The organism is Leptolyngbya sp. FACHB-711, assembly GCF_014695615.1.
GTDB lineage: Bacteria > Cyanobacteriota > Cyanobacteriia > Elainellales > Elainellaceae > Leptolyngbya_A.
On record NZ_JACJOR010000501.1, the window covers coordinates 1 to 17009 of the forward strand.

The 17009-nt window shown below is 50.6% G+C and carries 16 protein-coding genes and 1 tRNA gene; 7 read left to right on the forward strand and 10 right to left on the reverse strand.

Annotation, left to right across the window (positions count from 1 at the left end; genetic code table 11):
- From H6F80_RS23800 to H6F80_RS23825, 6 genes are all read right to left on the reverse strand, one after another.
- A partial coding sequence (locus H6F80_RS23800) for a glycosyltransferase family protein (RefSeq protein WP_242067541.1) occupies positions 1-584 on the reverse strand: 584 nt, incomplete at its 3' end.
- Positions 577-1989, reverse strand: a complete 1413-nt coding sequence (locus H6F80_RS23805) for an O-antigen ligase family protein (protein WP_190794004.1) — start codon at positions 1987-1989, stop codon at positions 577-579. The genes H6F80_RS23805 and H6F80_RS23800, both read right to left, overlap by 8 nt.
- Positions 1986-4031 (reverse strand): GumC family protein, encoded by a 2046-nt coding sequence (locus H6F80_RS23810; protein WP_190794005.1) that lies wholly within the window; start codon positions 4029-4031, stop codon positions 1986-1988. Before H6F80_RS23810 ends, H6F80_RS23805 begins: the two co-directional genes overlap by 4 nt.
- A gap of 113 nt (positions 4032-4144) precedes the next feature.
- Positions 4145-4633, reverse strand: coding sequence for a glycosyltransferase (locus H6F80_RS23815; RefSeq protein WP_190794006.1), 489 nt, complete (start codon positions 4631-4633; stop codon positions 4145-4147).
- Complete coding sequence (pssD, locus tag H6F80_RS23820; RefSeq protein ID WP_190794007.1) at positions 4630-5079, reverse strand: PssD/Cps14F family polysaccharide biosynthesis glycosyltransferase; 450 nt, start codon at positions 5077-5079, stop codon at positions 4630-4632. The genes H6F80_RS23815 and pssD overlap by 4 nt, the downstream gene beginning before the upstream one ends.
- A 221-nt stretch (positions 5080-5300) precedes the next feature.
- On the reverse strand, positions 5301-5513 hold the full coding sequence (locus H6F80_RS23825) for a hypothetical protein (protein ID WP_190794008.1): 213 nt from the start codon (positions 5511-5513) through the stop codon (positions 5301-5303).
- A 956-nt stretch (positions 5514-6469) separates the two neighbouring features.
- On the opposite strand from H6F80_RS23825, the gene H6F80_RS23830 reads away from it, so the two are divergent.
- The 3 genes from H6F80_RS23830 to H6F80_RS29300 all read left to right on the forward strand — a co-directional run bounded on the left by H6F80_RS23830 (position 6470) and on the right by H6F80_RS29300 (position 8473).
- Entirely contained in the window at positions 6470-7573 is a 1104-nt protein-coding gene (locus H6F80_RS23830; RefSeq protein WP_190794009.1) for an SLBB domain-containing protein, read from the forward strand.
- Positions 7574-8114: 541 nt separating this feature from the next.
- Positions 8115-8333, forward strand: a complete 219-nt coding sequence (locus tag H6F80_RS23835) for a hypothetical protein (protein ID WP_190794010.1) — start codon at positions 8115-8117, stop codon at positions 8331-8333.
- Positions 8334-8335: 2 nt separating this feature from the next.
- A complete protein-coding gene (locus H6F80_RS29300; protein WP_199296792.1) occupies positions 8336-8473 on the forward strand; it encodes a hypothetical protein in 138 nt (45 codons plus the stop codon).
- Between the two features lie 182 nt (positions 8474-8655).
- Here H6F80_RS29300 and H6F80_RS23845 read toward each other — a convergent pair.
- Positions 8656-8729 (reverse strand) — tRNA-Asp (locus H6F80_RS23845).
- A 237-nt stretch (positions 8730-8966) separates the two neighbouring features.
- On the opposite strand from H6F80_RS23845, the gene gltX reads away from it, so the two are divergent.
- Both gltX and H6F80_RS23855 read left to right on the forward strand, forming a co-directional pair.
- Positions 8967-10424, forward strand: coding sequence for a glutamate--tRNA ligase (gene gltX / locus H6F80_RS23850; RefSeq protein ID WP_190794011.1), 1458 nt, complete (start codon positions 8967-8969; stop codon positions 10422-10424).
- A 151-nt stretch (positions 10425-10575) separates the two neighbouring features.
- A complete protein-coding gene (locus H6F80_RS23855) occupies positions 10576-11106 on the forward strand; it encodes a hypothetical protein (RefSeq protein WP_242067543.1) in 531 nt (176 codons plus the stop codon).
- Positions 11107-11129: 23 nt separating this feature from the next.
- Here H6F80_RS23855 and H6F80_RS23860 read toward each other — a convergent pair whose 3' ends face one another.
- Both H6F80_RS23860 and fcmB read right to left on the reverse strand, forming a co-directional pair.
- Entirely contained in the window at positions 11130-11636 is a 507-nt protein-coding gene (locus H6F80_RS23860) for a ribbon-helix-helix domain-containing protein (RefSeq protein ID WP_190794012.1), read from the reverse strand.
- Between the two features lie 98 nt (positions 11637-11734).
- A complete protein-coding gene (fcmB, locus tag H6F80_RS23865; protein ID WP_199296793.1) occupies positions 11735-12808 on the reverse strand; it encodes a filament morphology actin-like protein FcmB in 1074 nt (357 codons plus the stop codon).
- A 517-nt stretch (positions 12809-13325) separates the two neighbouring features.
- Between fcmB and ftsH2 the strand changes: the two genes are divergently transcribed.
- Positions 13326-15212, forward strand: a complete 1887-nt coding sequence (gene ftsH2 / locus H6F80_RS23870) for an ATP-dependent zinc metalloprotease FtsH2 (RefSeq protein WP_190794014.1) — start codon at positions 13326-13328, stop codon at positions 15210-15212.
- A 113-nt stretch (positions 15213-15325) separates the two neighbouring features.
- On the opposite strand, the gene ubiG is transcribed toward ftsH2, so the two are convergent.
- On the reverse strand, positions 15326-16072 hold the full coding sequence (gene ubiG, locus H6F80_RS23875; protein WP_190794015.1) for a bifunctional 2-polyprenyl-6-hydroxyphenol methylase/3-demethylubiquinol 3-O-methyltransferase UbiG: 747 nt from the start codon (positions 16070-16072) through the stop codon (positions 15326-15328).
- Positions 16073-16375: 303 nt separating this feature from the next.
- Between ubiG and H6F80_RS23880 the strand changes: the two genes are divergently transcribed.
- Positions 16376-17009 (forward strand): SGNH/GDSL hydrolase family protein (locus H6F80_RS23880; RefSeq protein WP_190794016.1); only part of this gene is annotated, 634 nt, incomplete at its 3' end.

Genomic DNA, 17009 nt, shown 5'->3' on the forward strand with positions numbered 1-17009 from the left:
GCGCCCGACTCTAGAATGGGCTTAAGCGAAGCAGGAGGCAAAACCGGAGCAGAATTAAATCGATCGAAATCAACAGGCTGATACAAAATGCCCTGAATATTGGGCATGATTCTGGAAATATGCTTTGCTGTAAAACCTGAGTTACAAATTGCCTGAGGGGCAAGCCAAGCAAAAGTCATTTTTCGCAGCACATTTCCAAGCAAATTATTAGAAAGTGCCAGATCATGACAGAAGTGATAGATCGGACGACGGCTCAACCGGAGTGACGGGATAGATAGAAGTAAGGTTGGGAGAAGCGATCGTTCAACGCAGTTATCCAGCAGTAAAGGATAAGACTGGGGTTGATGATTGACCCAATCGAGTGCCCGACGCAGAAATTGCTGTTGACTAGATGCAGAAATCAAATGGAGATAATTAGACTGTCCGGCTTCCTGTAAATAGCGGTGCATCACAGAATCCTTCCGGACTAGAACTGTTACCGGATTCAGGCTCGATTGCTCAATTCCCTTAAGCAGCATTGAAAGCGTGATTAAAGTGCCGCTCAACGCATCACAGGATCCTGGCAGGATCAAAAGCTTAGACATATCGATACTTCGGGCGATACTTCGGTTTCGGCTGAGCCAGCTTCGGAACGTAAGTAATGGCGCACAGAATCAAGATGATCGCTTCTAGCGGCGAAAACTCTGTAACGGCAGAAGAAAGAGCCAGCAGCAGCAGCATTAGAAAACAGCACAGCGGGCGATCGTCACGGGTTCGCCAAAGCCAAGCCAGGAAAGAGATTAGAAACACTAGAAACATCCCTGTTCCAAGAAAGCCTGCCCGATAAACCGTCCCCAAGATGAAGCTCTCTGTGCCAACTCGACCAAATTCGTAGCCGGGAACAACCTCTTCACCGGGGACGGCATGACCAATCACGGGAGGCTCAGTCAGAATGCTTGCCCAGGTTTTGATATAGATATCTCTCCGAACATCTGTGGAATCCTTACGGAGATTGCCCGTTGCCTCTGCGGTTGTTGTGACTCGATCGGCAAGCTTTTCTGTCACCTGCGGAATCGAAAGCGTCACAAAACTAACGACTGCCAGAGCTGCCATGAGAGCCGAAAGTCCTCTCGTTTTTCCGGTTGTGATCAGCCAGTGAACCAGAACTACGATCGGCAGCACCAACCAGACATTGCGCGACTGACAAACCAGAATCAAAAAAGCAGATGCCCCGATTACCGTACTCGACCACAGCCGATTTTTGAGATCGAGTGCAATCAGCACCGCAAATGCAAACACCTGGGAGGAGATAGTTGGATGCTGAAAGAAGAAGGTGTAGCGGACTAAACCGCCGGGTCCCCTCACCGAAGGATTATAGGGGTTCAGAAAATTGCCAACCGCACCCAGCTGTGTCGATCGAAACGTTGTATTCCCCAGAAATGTTGCGATCAGGTTTGGGGATGGAATAAAAAAGGGTTCTCCAAGCACAAAGCGAGCAAACAACCAGTAAAGAACCGCCTCAAGGACGACGACCGAAAATGCCCATGCCACAACGGTGAGCCGAATCCGAATTTTCTGGCTCTGGACATACCAGAGCAATGCTGTCGCCGTTCCCCACATTTGCAGCAGTCCGATGATTCCTGTCGGTCCTGCATCCGGCACTCTCAAGCGGTATAGAACAATGAGATAGCCAGTAAATAACAGAAGGGCTACCACAGGAAGGCTGGGACGAGTTAACCCCAACTGCTTATGACGAACAAGGTGGTATGCAAAAAGCCCGAGCGTCATGAAGAGTGGCATGTAGCTCCAGCTAATGAACCACCAGACCGGAGCCAGAACAATTGCAAGACCCACAAATCGCTCCGCTCCAGTCAAAGCCTGCCAGCGAATCAAACCATTGTGAAAGAGCTGATTTCCCCCTTGGGGAACTGCGAAGCAATCGTTCTGCTGATCCTGAGCGGGCTTTTGCCAGAAGGATTGGGACGCAGAAATTTTGGGATGTCGATTCATGAGGAAGTACTAGAACGGCTAAGTTCGTAACGATAGGCTTCGCGCGGCTCAACGCCATTCACCGCCAAACCAATGACGTGTGACTCTTGGCGAATCAGTTGCTCTAAAGCCTCTTGAACCATCTGACGATCGCTCACTTCCAGCCGCACAATCATCAACACATTTTGAATCGCTTTTGCAACCAAAGTCGTTTCGCTGGTTAAACCGATCGGCGCACTGTCCACAATCACATAGTCGTAGTTTCCATTTGCCTGAACTGCATTGAGGTGCTGTTCAAACTGACCCCGCGCCACAAACTCCAGTGCTTTTTGCTGGGTTCCCCTAGCGGCAGGCAGCAAGTCTAACCGAGAACGAACCGGAACCGGGCTGGAAAGACATCCCATTTCGGAAGACAGGGTATAGCCCAGACGTTCGCTCAAGTCGGCTTTGTGAAAATCGGCGTCTACCACCAAAACGCGAAAGCCCAATTCCACCAGTGCCATCGCCAGCACTAGGGCAACCGTTGTTTTTCCTTCTCCGTTAATGGAACTACCGACCATCAATCGCCGATTTGATAGCTGCATCAGGCTAATTTTTGAGGCAAGCCGCTGAACTTCAACCTCCGTTAGCCCAGTTTCAGCAAGGGCTTTGGCGGTTTGCTTCATCTGCGGGATGCGAACTAAAACGGGAAGCTCGCTATTTTCAATATCCTTCGGCTTGAGGAAGGGATTCCGTGACTCCATAAAGGACACGAGGGCGGCACTTCCCAACAGTGAGCTGAGCAACCCGCCGAGAAGGATAAACGACAGTTTGGGGCTGATGGGCTTTGGATTGACCGCAGGCTTATCCAGCACCTGCACATTGGGATAGGAATCAAACGCAGTCAGACGAGTCTGCCCTAGCTGTGCCACAAGCCCCTTGTACAATCCCTCTGCAATTTCATAGCGACGCTCAAGATCCGATAGCTTTGACTGTTGGCCTGCGATTCTACTGAGATTGCCCTTGAGCTGGTTAATTCGCTGTTGAATCTGGTTTGCCTGCTGCTGATAGGATTGACCCTCGCTTTCTGCCTGAATCAGCTGAGTGATGAGTTCAACCGTCCCGTCACCAGACGCGTCTCCGCCCAAACTCACATCGACGCCTACCGTATTGGGGACAATGGCAGCAACGCGCTGATTAATTGCTGTCCTCAGTTCATCCCGCTGTCCCAGAAGCGCTACAACTTGGGGATCATTATCGGTAAAGGCACCCCGACGAGTTGCCAGCTCAGCTTCAACCTCCGTTAGCGCCGTCCGCAGGTTCTGATATTCCTTATCCTGCCCGAGGCGCATTGAATCGATCGCTTTAGCAGGGGAGAGATTAAGCCGGCTTGCAAGCGCGCTCGTGCGAGTTTGGGCTGCTTTGCCCTGAGCTGCAATTTGCGCCTGAATTGCCACCAGCGTATTGATGCTAGCATCCAGATTCTTAGCTTGCTCTTCGCTATCTACCAGCCCAGTCGCTTGCCGAAAGGCAGCTAATTCGTTTCTGGCTTTTGCCAATTCCCGTTCAGCCTGGGTGAGCTGATCCTGACTAAACCGCTGACGGGAAGCAGAAGTCCCCTGGCGCAGTTCATTTAAGCGTTTTTGGTAACTGCTGATTAATTTCTCAACTCGCTCTTGCGCGAGCTCAGGCTTCGATGCCGTGACTTCGACCTGAATCGATGTGGCTTGATCGATCGGTTTCGCCTTAAAAAGCTTTCTGTAGCTCTCCAGATTACTGAATTCTTCCCGTTCCGGGTCAGATTCCCAAACTGAACTGATCACATCATTGCTGGTGATAATTGAAGCTTGCACTTTCAGCGGACTCAGTTCATTGGTAAACGCAACTCCTTGCTCTCGTAACTCCCCAAGCGTGCCCAGACTAGCATTCAAGTTAGTCGATGTATCGGGGAGAATAAGCTGGGCATTCGCCTGCCAAGTGCGAGAAGCGTACATTACATTAAAAGCGGTCGCACCGATCAGAAGCCCATTTAACAACAGTAGATGCTTCCAGTATCGACGCACGACTGCAATTGCATTGTTCATAATTAACCTTCCCAACTTCGTGCTTAACAGTACTGAATGCGTTCCGCCTGCCTGGCTTTGCAGGTACGCCCCAGATAGACTAATCCTTAAACGATCGAGTAATCATTCTTAAATCAAGATTGACCTCCATAGGTTTCTAGCAAATGTTGCGACAGGCTGGGTTCGGTAAATAGGGTCTGCCGAAAGCGCGAGGGTGGATTCAGCACTGCCTGTTCTAGCTGCTCTAACGAGAGACAGTGCCGCACACCAAACGCCTCAACTGCCTGAGCAAAACTGAGCTGATGATCGTCTACGTGCTCACCGTAGCTCTTTAAGCGAGGCAGCAAAATAAAAGAGCAACCCCTCGATGCAAGCATCTGAGTCGAACCCTGTCCTGCATGGGAGATCACCAGCCGCGCTCTGTCAATTAAACGAATGAGTTCTTTTGAATCAAGAATGGCATCAGCAGTGACCAGAGGACATTCAAGCAGAGTTGAAATGTCACTCACCCCGTATTGAATAAAGACAGGTTCTGCGATCGTTCCTTTCTCAATCAAAGTTTTTACCCAGGTCAATGCTCGGTTGAATGGGTATGGAATAGTTCCAAACGACACGACAATCATGCAGCATACCCTTTAAACACGGCTTTAGGATATTTCTGACACAGATCGGGCCACTGAACGTAGAATTCGTCTGCGATCGGATACACCAATCTTCCAGAGATACTGAGTTCTTGTGATCTCGAAATGCTCTCGACATAAACGATACGAATGCCTAAAAGCCACGCAGCAAAAGCAAAATTAACCGCAACACTTGCGCCAGTCGAGATTACTACATCGGGCTTTTCGATCCATAAAATTCTGAAGGTGGCAGGCAGATTGGCAATCATGCGAATGACATCTCGTGGCGGCTGATAAGGAAGCCAGTGAACCGCTTCAGATTGTTCTAGAATCTGCGTATCTTTTTTGAAATCCGTTGCCCAAACGCGATCGTGCTGCGACCAGAAAGGCTTTAGCCTACGCATTGTTGCAAAATGACCACCCGATGAACATGCAAGAAGTACCTTCATTTCCCTACCGAATAGATAGACAACCCATTTTTAACGGAAAGTGAAAAGTTTGCTGTAGATAGCCGGGATATGCCCATCAGGTTGAGTCAACCCGATGACTATCTCACGCAGCAGACAGTCTCACTCATGTGGCAGACAGGATTGTGGATTGAGTGTACGACATTGGCGTAAGGCAGTGATACACAAAACCTTTTGAAAACCTGTTCTGCGCCTTTTTGGAACTAAATGATTTTGAGCAGAGCAGCTTCCGGGGTTGCCGCCCAATTAGAGCGGTTATCTAAAAGCATTTGCTTTCCCATCACACAGCTTTTCATCCCAAAATCCTCAGCTTCGCTACAACCCATCTGAAGGGAAGCATCTGGATGAACGGAGTGAAGCTCACTAAATTCATTCACTTTCCGCTGAGCATTTCCCATCAGAATTTGTTTCGTCATCGCGCAATATGCCCTCACTGCATTAGCGAAAGGAAACTATACTGCTTAAATGGCGAACTCACAATAGGGAACAACTGAAGATAAACCTGAAAGAATCGATCGCTTGAACTAACGACTCAGATCCTCTAAAGAACTTCTCCGAATTCAGAGAACAATCAATTTAGAGGATTCAGAGCGTCAAAGGTTAGGAATTGATACAACCTAACCTCAAGCTTTTAAGTAGCATTACTCGGACTGGCTTGCGTAATCCACCGAAGAGTAGCTTACTCTTCCCAATATAATAGTCAAGCTTGATACATTTTGCAAAAAATCTGAAAATTAGCAAATTCATGGTAACGATAAGCCCCTACTGATGGTTTTCGGTGTTTCGTACGCTCATGAACTAGACAAGAAACTTGAATCCCTGAAGGATAGGGCAGGCAATCCTAGAAAATACCTGAACAATACGGAGGAAAGCAGCAACAGCGTTCAACGCTTAATCACAGCAAGAGAGAAAAGCGACTTGTACTGGGTCATTTTGATAAAACTCCAGGATGACGGAGCAGGGAACCCCAAGTATTGCAAGTTCGATCAAATTAGAGAGTTACCCTGGGAATGGAGTTAGGTAGTCTCTAGACCAGAAGTTCCATTTATACTGCGGTATTTTCGAGGGAACCAGCAGTGAGCTACGTCACTCCCCAACCTAATAAATCTACGAATACTGTATCTTAATAACGCTCTAATTCCCTGGAGGTTGCTTGAATATGCACTTCAGTATGAGCAGCGGGGGATTCGGTGTAGACGGTATAGAACGAGTCAAACAAGGAACTGACAACACGCTGATGAAAAGATTGACGATCGATCCTAATTGCAGGTTAGACTATTCGCGTTTGTAAAATCGATCGCACAAGAGACTGACCTAAGTAATCCTTAATACAATAATCCTTGACACATCCTCAACTCAACAGGAAGCAAGTATGAAGAAACCTGTAAGTCGGATCATGAGTATGACCGTATTAACGCTTGCAGCCCTCTGGGGGAATGGGACTGTTGCACAGGCGCAAACACAGGCGGAACAAGCACCGCAAGCACCACAAGCCGCACCAAATTTAACGGTTCAGGGCTCGGCAAACCAGACGGGAACTGAAACTCCTTCCCTGGATGCTTACATGTTAGGGGCAGGCGATCAAATTAGTATCATCACGTTTGGCGCAGAGGAATATAGCAGCGAAACACTCGTATTGCCTGACGGATCGCTGAGCCTACCCGTGGCAGGAACCGTGATGGTGGGGGGAATGACACTGAGGCAGGCAGCAGATGCGATCGCGACTCAGTACAGCACTTATATTAAGCGTCCAGTCGTTACCGTCAGCCTGGTTGAAATGCGCCCGCTGCGTGTGGGCATCGCAGGCCAGGTCAACCGTCCCGGAACCTATAACCTTTCGAGCGGGGAAGAAGCTGCTCAATTCCCAACCGTGACTGAAGCACTTCAAATTGCAGGTGGCATCACCCCTAAAGCAGATTTACGTCAGGTACAAGTGCAGCGGATTCAGCGAGATGGCTCCCGGCAAACAATTAATGTGAACCTGTGGGATTTGTTAATGACAGGTGATCTGGGCAAAGATGTCATGCTCCATGCTGGAGATTCAATTTTTATTCCCACCGCAACAGCAGTGAATCCATCAGAGGCAGTTCAGCTTGGGGCAGCAAGTTTTTCGCCAGAGTCGATTCCGGTCTACGTGGTGGGTGAAGTAATGACACCGGGCATGGTAGAAGTGCCGCCCAATACACCCATGAATCAGGCACTGATGGCAGCAGGTGGCTTTAATCTCAGGCGTGCCAGAACCGGTGAGGTCAAGCTTGTTCGCTTAAACCCGGATGGCACAGTCAGCCAAAGCGAAGTGGAGATCGACTTGAGTCAGGGAGCCGAGTCTGCCAGTAATCCGCCTTTACAAAGAGGAGATGTAATCGTCGTCGGGCGATCGGGGCTTGCTAGCTTCTCCGATGCCACCGAAGACACGCTGGGACCGCTGGGACGAATTGTATCTGGCATCTTAGGACTATTTCCGTTGTTCAGGTAGGACGCACTCAACTTCTGCTAAAGCATGCAGGAAATCCAGAACCTTCCTGCAAGCAGGTCTTTCAATCACCCTAGATCTAACATCGGTTCGCCATTGGGCAAAAGGCATTTTGCAACCGTGTACCAAGCCGATCGCCATCCGGTTCAGGGTCGAAAGCCGTACTTTTGTCTGATTCCCCCTCAAATTCACTGGCTGATTCACTGGCTGATTTAATAAACCTCCTACCTAGATCGGAAAGCAATCTCAAAGTTCCTCTTTTAATTTTGGACGAGGAATTTTAGGGAGAGGGCGAGCATTTATGCAGGAGGTTTACTGTCTGAATTCACTATTCAATTCACTTTCTAATTCGCTCTCTGATTCACCTTTTGATTCAAACGTTCCACCCAGTGGTGTAGCGATCGAGCCGACGCTGCTGAAATTCCTGCTGTGCACCATTTTCATCAATTAGATATCGATCAAACCTCAACATCTAATTTTTTCTAGCTTTTTCTGGCTTTTTCGGACTGGCAAAACCGAACCGATTGCTTAATCTGGGTCTTGAATGCAGAGACAAAACATTTTCTCGCATCCTTCCCTCGGAATTTTACTTTCAGCATCTTATGAGCCTTACGGGTTGCAGGCTGCTGCCCTCATTTCAGCGATCGCACTTTACAAAAACAAGCGCGGAGATGGAACAATGGCTAACGAAAGAATTATTAAACGTGGTTCAAAAGGAAAAGATAAATTTGAAGGAGATCAATTGAATTCAATTGAATTGTAAATATGATGGACGGGGAGAAACCGATCGACTGCACGGATAGGGTGGAGATGATATTTGCAGTGGCGGAGCCGGGAACGATCTTGTTGATGATGGTGAGGGCGGTGGCGATATTACTGGAAGAACCAAAAACGATCGACTAATTGACGGCTTGGGTGACGATACCATAAACGGCAATGCCAGAAACGATCGCATTGAATCGGTTTGCTTAGCAGTCACAAAAAACAACGCTCAAAGCGCTGGGGGCTATCAATGAGTAGAATTTCTATTCGAGAAGAGCTTGCTTAGCTCTCTCTATTTACCTAGCTTTTTTGCTTAGCTTTTACGGGACTGACGGGGCTCGAACCCGCAACTTCCGCCGTGACAGGGCGGTGCTCTAACCAATTGAACTACAGTCCCTTAATTTCGCCTTTATTTGGCGCGATTTCTATTATGCAGACTCTCTGGAGGTTTGTCAAACAATTTCTGCCAGATTCCTACGAGTCCTACAAAAATGAGATTTTATCTAGCTCCTAACTGCTTCAGCCCAAAGGAAATTTAGAATCTGCAGCATCGAAGGCGATCGAGACTCGCTAGAATTCTAAGAATGTCCAAGCGCGGGAAAAATTACCGCTGTTCTTTCACTGTTGGATTTTTATGTCTGTTCGCGTTCGTATTGCTCCCAGTCCCACCGGAAATCTGCACATTGGTACTGCCCGTACTGCGGTCTTTAACTGGCTGTTTGCCCGCCATCAGGGGGGACAGTTCATTCTGCGGGTGGAAGATACCGATCTGGAACGATCGCGCCCCGAATATACCCAAAATATTCTCGATGGCTTGACCTGGCTGGGGCTGACCTGGGACGAAGGACCGTTTTACCAGACGAAGCGGCTCGATCTGTACCGCGCCAAAGTGAAGGAACTGCTCGACAAAGGCTTAGCCTATCGCGCCTACGACACCCCCGAAGAGCTGGACGCGATGCGCGAGGCACAAAAAGCGCGAAACGAAGCCCCCCGCTACGACAATCGCCACCGCAACCTCACCCCCGAACAAGAAGCCGCTTTTGTGGCAGAAGGACGCAAGCCCGTAATTCGCTTCAAGATCGAGGACGATCGTGAAATCACCTGGAATGACCTTGTGCGCGGAACCGTCACCTGGAAAGGGCGCGATCTGGGCGGCGATATGGTGATTGCGCGGGCAGCAGCAGCAGAGGATGTCGGACAACCGCTCTATAACTTCGTGGTGGTCGTAGACGATATTGATATGCAGATTAGCCACGTCATTCGCGGCGAAGACCACATTGGCAACACGCCTAAGCAAATCCTGCTGTATGAAGCGTTAGGAGCCACCGTGCCCCAGTTTGGACACAGCCCGCTGATCCTGAATCAGGCAGGCGCAAAACTCTCGAAACGAGACGGGGTGACTTCGATTTCTGACTTTCAGCGCATGGGCTACACCGCAGAAGCGATCGTCAACTACATGACTCTGCTGGGTTGGTCGCCGCCAGAAGGAATGTCTGAGCTGTTTTCTCTGCAGGAAGCGGCACAGCAGTTCAGCTTCGATCGCGTCAACAAAGCAGGCGCAAAGTTTGACTGGGACAAGCTCAACTGGATCAACAGCCAGTATATCCACGCCATGCCGATCGATCGGCTGACGGATTTGCTGATTCCCCATTGGCAGCAGGCAGGCTACCCAGTGAATGCAGAAGGCAATCGTCCCTGGCTAGAACAGCTCACCGCACTGATCGCCGCCAGTCTAGAACGGCTCGAAGACGCAGTTCCCATGACGCGTTATCTGTTTGACCCTGAACTAGAGTACAGCGAAGCCGCCCGAACGCAACTCGTTTCGGCAGGCGTGGGAGACGTGCTCAAAGGCGTAATCACGGAATTGGAAAGCGTCACTGATTTAACCGCAGAAGGGGCACAGGCGATCGTGCAAACGGTGGTGAAAGCGCAGAACATCAAAAAAGGACTGTTGATGAAATCTCTGCGGGCGGCTCTCACCTGTGACCTTCAGGGACCGGATCTGGTCGAGTCCTGGCTGCTGCTGCATCAGCACCAAATGGCGTTGCCCCGGCTTAAGCAGGCAGTGGCGATCGCTGAGTCTGGTCAATAAAAGCACAGGTTAAGAAAAGCACAGGTTAAGGAACAGTTTAGGATTGCCTCTGGTCATGTTCCCTGGTTCACTTGAGCTTAGGGAAATAAAATTTGCACGTTTTTCCCTGCATCACCAGACTTTCCATGAACGAAGTTCTTTAAATCACACTATGAATCAGCCAGGGTTGAAAATCACTCGTCGATCGACAGGATTTGCATTTGTTTTAGCTGGGCTGCTGCCCGGAGTCTTTAACATGACTTTTGACATTGCGGCTGCCAGTGCCCAAACTTCACCCGCTCAACCCTTGACGATTTTTGAGAACGTCACGCTCAGCCCCAATTTCACGCCTGATCCCACAACCCTTCGCGGCATTAGCGGTGGCGATCGGGCTGCCAATCAAATTACTGGGCGACCCAATACGGCGACGGGCCCCTGCAATGGCTTTGTTGATGCCCAACCGGATCACACGATCGTCCTGACTCAGTTTTTTAGCCGTCTCAGCCTGCAAGTGCAAAGCACCGAAGACACCACGATCGTGGTTCGTGGACCGGGCGGAACCTGGTGCAACGATGACACTTCCGGCAAAAATCCTGGGATTGCAGGACAGTGGCTCTCCGGCACGTATCAGGTTTGGGTTGGCTCCTTTGCTCAAAATACCTACTCGCCTTACGTCATTCGCATCAGTGAAATCAACCCCTAAAAGTAAAGTTCTTCTCATCCTGCTTAAAAATCCTCTAGCAGGGCAACCAGGCGATTGAGCAAAGGATCGGCTTCACGAACTGGCATCCCGGGAACCGCAATTTTTGTACAGTCCTGTGGCAGTTCCAGCGGGTCGCCCTCGGCAGCGCACTGCTCCAGGTGAGCCACTCTCTCCATCAGTGCGGTAACTTGCGCTTCGAGGACAGCGATTGGTTCAGCCGGGGCAGGGGCAGGAGCCTGAGACAATTGCTGCGAAAGCTGATTCACCTGAAGCTGCAAAGCTACTATCTGCTGCTGAAGCACAATCAGCGTTGAATCTGCCTGCGGATCATCGGGCAGCAGCCAAGCCCGGAGTGCCTGTTTACACAGCTCGCTAAAACTGCTGTAGTCTCCTGCCTCCAGAAGGTGGTCGATCGTTTGCAGCAAAAGCTGGTCGGCATCGGTCACAGCAAACCATACCGATCGATTGCAGTAGGAAGTTTGATTGCCGATGAAATGAGTTCCTGTTGAAAGTTGCTGGCGATCGAGCATAGGTCAATCTCCGGTGAAGGATATTGGGCAAGGCAGGAGGCGTGCTGTCAGTACATGAAGGGACATTCAGCAAAGGCGAACCAGTTCAGGCTGCTTGTTCAGGCTTTCGCGGCTGCCTGGCTCAGCAAAATTAAGGCTTGTGCCTCGCCATAAAGAAATTGACCCAGCGCATTCGCTTTGCGGGAAGGCTTTGCCAGATGTCCTTTCAGTCGAGCTTCCTTTAACAGGGGACGCAGCTCGTTCCAGAAAAATTCGCCGCCGCCGCCACTCACAATGACATCTGTTACTCGCTCCGGTAACCATTCCACAAAGCGAACAGATAACTCGCGGGCGAAGCTACGCCGCAGACTGGGCAGAATGTCATCTAAATTCGTGGGAGTCGTTGCGCCACGCGGACGGAAGAAGCGTTCGCCTTCCGATCGGTTCACTGCCTCGATCAACGAGAGCGACTGGCTATCTGCGCCCTGAATCTGAGCCGCCACCTGCTCATAAAACTGGCTCATTGCAAACGGTTCGCTTTTAGACGCGCCTCGGGCAAACCGGAAGCGATCGATCGTCAGGAAGTCAGTGGTTTGATGCCCGATATCGACCACGGCAACGGAAAGGTTCGGAAAATCTGCACCGGATGCCTTTTTGTCTGCCTCGCACCAAATCAGACTGCCGTAGCCTTCCGGCATCACCCAGACCTGCTCAACGTCGATCGCGACCAGTTCCCCGCGATAGCTCATCACATGGGGACCGCGCAGCAGGCTAGTCAAATGCTCTTTTTCTCGATCGAACTGCTCTTGTGAGTAGTAAGGTAGCCCTAGCACCACCGAGATTCGATCGCGCAGCCCAAAATAGCCGACGCAAGCCAGCACCTTAATCAGCGCATCCTCAACCTTCGATCGCCCTACGCCCAAATCCGCTCCAAAGTCTGCGCCCAGTTGGCCGACCGCATAGCCCCGTCCCTGAAACTCTAGCCAAACATCCAGCAAAGGATCGCTGGGCTGAGATTCAAAGCCACCGCGCCGCACCTGCTCAACTGTGAGATGGGCAACATTCGCGGGAATTAAAATCACCTGATCGGGATGCCGTCCAACACTTGCTTTCGTTGAGGTGCGCCCTAAATCGACGCTCAGAATAGACGGGGACACCAATTGGGAACTTGCGGGAGAAGATTTACCTGCCATAGGGTTCGATCGCCTCATTGCATAATTGTTGATAAAGGGGGCTATCAATAGGAGATTTAATGGGAGATTTGCCAGATCTGCCACAGACCAGCTCCAACCGAATTTGATACGTTTGTTCTATCACGATTCCTTAAATTAGTACACCCGTTCCAGGTATTTTCATTTTTTCCTCACTCTGACGAATCCTACCCGTTTCGCGACTGCTCATCGATCGCAGGCATCAAAGCATCAACGGCAGAGCTGAAGCAGGAAGACAGGGCAGAAGACCAGAGGAGAAGTTGCCCGAAATCTCGTAATTACGTTAAATTTAGTTAAGATTCGTTCTCAGCAATTTCGGCAGCGTCTCTGCTTCGCCTGTCCTTCGCGGAACAGCAGAGGAGAATTACACTGAAATTACAAGCGACTAAATCCAACTGATGAATCCGCTCCACAAGTGGAATTCGCATACTCCTATAGCAAATCCTTTTGATTCAGTCGCTGCTGAACCTGCTGCATCCATAAGAGGCAACACACCACTATGAAACTTTCCTGGAGAGCCATCCTTCTCTGGACAATGCCAGCCCTGATTATTGGCTTCTTTCTGTGGCAGGGCGCATTTTCGACCGCTCCCATGAGTGCGGCGACTAACACAGCAAGCACTCGCATGACCTACGGACGCTTCCTCGATTATCTGAATCAGGGGCGCGTCACCAGCGTTGACCTGTACGAGGGCGGTAGAACGGCGATCGTTGAAGCGCTCGATCCCGATCTAGACGGTCGAATGCAGCGGCTCCGGGTTGATCTACCGGGCAACACGCCTGAGCTAATCACCCGCCTGCGGCAAGAAGACATCAGCTTTGACTTCCATCCGCCCCGCAACGATGGTGCAGTTTGGGGTTTACTGGGCAACCTGATCTTCCCGCTGCTGTTGATTGGTGGACTATTCTTTTTGTTCCGTCGCTCCAGCAACGTTCCTGGTGGTCCGGGTCAGGCAATGAACTTTGGCAAATCCAAAGCCCGCTTCATGATGGAAGCCAAAACGGGCGTTATGTTTGACGACGTAGCAGGCATCGAAGAAGCCAAAGAAGAACTCCAGGAAGTCGTGACCTTCCTCAAAAAACCCGAACGCTTCACCGCCGTCGGCGCAAAAATTCCGAAAGGGGTGCTGCTCGTCGGTCCTCCCGGAACCGGAAAAACGCTGCTGGCAAAGGCGATCGCCGGAGAAGCAGGGGTGCCCTTCTTCAGCATCTCTGGCTCGGAGTTCGTAGAGATGTTTGTGGGAGTCGGTGCGTCCCGAGTGCGCGACCTGTTCAAGAAGGCGAAAGAGAACGCGCCGTGCATTATCTTCATTGATGAAATTGACGCAGTCGGACGGCAGCGGGGGGCTGGAATTGGCGGCGGCAACGACGAGCGCGAGCAAACCCTGAACCAGTTGCTGACCGAAATGGACGGCTTCGAGGGCAACACGGGCATTATCATCATTGCGGCAACGAACCGTCCCGATGTCCTGGACTCCGCGCTTCTGCGCCCCGGTCGCTTCGATCGTCAGGTGACAGTAGATGCACCGGACATCAAAGGTCGTCTGGAAGTGCTGCAAGTCCATGCCCGCAATAAAAAGATTGACCAAGCCGTTTCCCTGGAAGCGATCGCCCGCCGGACGCCCGGATTTACTGGAGCGGATCTGGCAAACCTGCTGAACGAAGCGGCAATTCTCACAGCGCGTCGTCGTAAAGAAGCCATTACGATGCTCGAAATTGATGACGCAGTCGATCGGGTTGTGGCGGGAATGGAAGGTACGCCCCTCGTAGACAGCAAGAGCAAGCGACTCATCGCCTACCACGAAATTGGACACGCGATCGTCGGGACGCTGATGAAAGACCACGATCCGGTTCAAAAAGTCACGCTGATTCCACGCGGACAAGCGCAGGGTCTTACCTGGTTTACGCCCAACGAGGAGCAGGGTCTCATTTCTCGATCGCAGCTTATGGCAAGAATCACAGGCGCACTGGGCGGACGCGCTGCCGAGGTGGTCATCTTTGGCGATGCAGAAGTCACGACAGGCGCAGGCGGCGACCTTCAGCAAGTGTCTGGCATGGCGCGGCAGATGGTCACTCGCTTCGGTATGTCTGACTTGGGACCGCTCTCGCTGGAAAGCCAGCAGGGTGAAGTGTTCCTGGGACGGGATTGGATGTCTCGCTCGGAATACTCAGAAGAGATTGCTGCCCGGATTGATGCTCAGGTGCGATCGATTGTCGAACACTGCTACGAGCAGTCCTGCAAAATCGTTCGCGATAACCGCGAAGTCATCGATCGATTGGTTGATTTGCTGATTGAAAAAGAGACGATCGACGGCGAAGAGTTCCGTCAGATTGTGGCAGAATACACCGTGGTTCCTGAGAAAGAGCAGTACGTTCCGAAGCTCTAAGTCAGTCCTCCCAAGCGGAATATCTTAGTTGTTTTGAGTTAGGCTGGGCAATGTCCCAGTCTTTTTTATTGAGCTAGATTTTTACTGAGCTAAATTGGGCCTTAAACTGCCATTCAGGAAGTTGATAGGCGTTTTGCTTTGCCGATATACATGACCGATGTGTTGTCACTGAAGCGAATCTTAAATGCGCCTGTTTTACGATAGTGCAAATAAGCTTCAATATTTTCTCGCACCGTTTCACCTAACACATTAAACCCTTGAATTTCGATCGCCTCAAAACCCTTTTTCACCATTAAATTCTGAAGTTCTTTTGGCTTGATAAACTTTTGCCAGTCGTGAATCCCACGCGGAATCTGACGCAGCCAATCTTCCAGCAGCCAGACCATAATTAGCTTTGACTTAAAGGTGCGGTTAATTGTGTCAAAGCAAAACATTCCCCCTGGTTTCAAGACGCGATGAATCTCAGCGATCGTCTGCTGCAAATCTGCCACATGCTCCAAAACATCCACGCAGACGACGACATCAAAACTTTGATCTGGATAGGGCAAAGATTCGGCGTATGCGTGACAGTAATCGATTGCCAGTTGACTCACTGAGGCGTGTTTTTGAGCCGCAGCAATGCAGCTTGGTGACTGGTCAATACCATGCACGATCGCGCCCCGCCTTGCTAAATATTCACAGGAGAAGCCGCCGCCACAGCCAACATCTAAAACCTTTAAGCCTGCCCAACTAGAAATATGGTGATCAAAATACTGGAAGCGGGCTGGGTTCAGGTGATAAAGCGCGTAGATTTTCGCCGTTTCGCACCACCATTCGTCGGCAACACGATTATAAAAATCTAGATCATTTCGCTGGGGCATTCGCTGCTTTGATTGATTGTTTTGAACAGATTGGGTGAGATCCAGTTTTCAGCATAAATCACAATCCAGCATTCGATCGGGCATCGGACTTCGATGGATGGGTGAGCGATACAGCAGGTTTGTCAACTGAAGAACTGGGTAAGCCAATAATGGTACTATGCCAAGCAATAGCACTGGAGGAGCTGGACAAGAGCGATCAAAAGATAGGGAACCGATCGCCCCAGAGGGGAACTGCTTCACATCGTCCTCACCTCGCAGCTTCGCCTTCTGACCTATCAACAGTTACAGAATCAAAAGGAAAAGATGGCTACAAAAAATATTTATGTGTTCGGCGACAGCATCTCTGATACAGGCAATGCCTTTGCTGCCAGCGGAAGACTGATTCCTCCAAGCCCCCCTTACTTTAATGGGCGATTCTCCAACGGACCCGTCGCGGTTGAGCAGTTGGCAACCCTTCTGGGCACTGGCTACAGCTTGCAGCAGCCTAATAACCTTGCATTTGGCGGGGCAACCACCGGACGGAGCAATGTTCTTGAAGACGATGTCAGGCGGGACCTTCCCGGCTTACTGGATCAAATTGATGCTTTCAGAAGTAGGGTTGGCACGGGTAGTGCAGACCCAGATGGGCTTTATATTGTTTGGGCAGGTTCTAACGACTTCATCGATACCCTCAGAGGATCACCCCTACCAGACCCGTCGGGCGCAGGTACAACCTTTGCAGATCCAGCGGCGCTGCTGCGGGAGGGAAGTCTCAATATCAAAAATGCTGTTTCAACTTTAGAAAGTGCGGGCGCGAAGAACTTTGTTGTTCCGAACGTGGGAAATCTGGGACGGTTACCCGCTGCCGGGGGAGCTTCAGCAGAACTCACTGCGATCAGCAAAGCCTTCAATGCGGCTGTTGACCTGGAGTTAGGCAATTTGACGTTTAAGACCACGC

Coding starts and splice junctions, on each gene's coding strand:
- H6F80_RS23805 (WP_190794004.1), bottom strand. CDS start 1,989: ATGAATCGACATCCCAAAATTTCTGCGTCCCAATCCTTCTGGCAAAAG.
- H6F80_RS23830 (WP_190794009.1), top strand. CDS start 6,470: ATGAAGAAACCTGTAAGTCGGATCATGAGTATGACCGTATTAACGCTT.
- pssD (WP_190794007.1), bottom strand. CDS start 5,079: ATGAAGGTACTTCTTGCATGTTCATCGGGTGGTCATTTTGCAACAATG.
- H6F80_RS23815 (WP_190794006.1), bottom strand. CDS start 4,633: ATGATTGTCGTGTCGTTTGGAACTATTCCATACCCATTCAACCGAGCA.
- H6F80_RS23855 (WP_242067543.1), top strand. CDS start 10,576: ATGAATCAGCCAGGGTTGAAAATCACTCGTCGATCGACAGGATTTGCA.
- H6F80_RS23860 (WP_190794012.1), bottom strand. CDS start 11,636: ATGCTCGATCGCCAGCAACTTTCAACAGGAACTCATTTCATCGGCAAT.
- H6F80_RS23835 (WP_190794010.1), top strand. CDS start 8,115: ATGCAGAGACAAAACATTTTCTCGCATCCTTCCCTCGGAATTTTACTT.
- H6F80_RS23825 (WP_190794008.1), bottom strand. CDS start 5,513: ATGACGAAACAAATTCTGATGGGAAATGCTCAGCGGAAAGTGAATGAA.
- gltX (WP_190794011.1), top strand. CDS start 8,967: ATGTCTGTTCGCGTTCGTATTGCTCCCAGTCCCACCGGAAATCTGCAC.
- H6F80_RS23810 (WP_190794005.1), bottom strand. CDS start 4,031: ATGAACAATGCAATTGCAGTCGTGCGTCGATACTGGAAGCATCTACTG.
- ftsH2 (WP_190794014.1), top strand. CDS start 13,326: ATGAAACTTTCCTGGAGAGCCATCCTTCTCTGGACAATGCCAGCCCTG.
- H6F80_RS29300 (WP_199296792.1), top strand. CDS start 8,336: ATGATGGACGGGGAGAAACCGATCGACTGCACGGATAGGGTGGAGATG.
- fcmB (WP_199296793.1), bottom strand. CDS start 12,808: ATGGCAGGTAAATCTTCTCCCGCAAGTTCCCAATTGGTGTCCCCGTCT.
- ubiG (WP_190794015.1), bottom strand. CDS start 16,072: ATGCCCCAGCGAAATGATCTAGATTTTTATAATCGTGTTGCCGACGAA.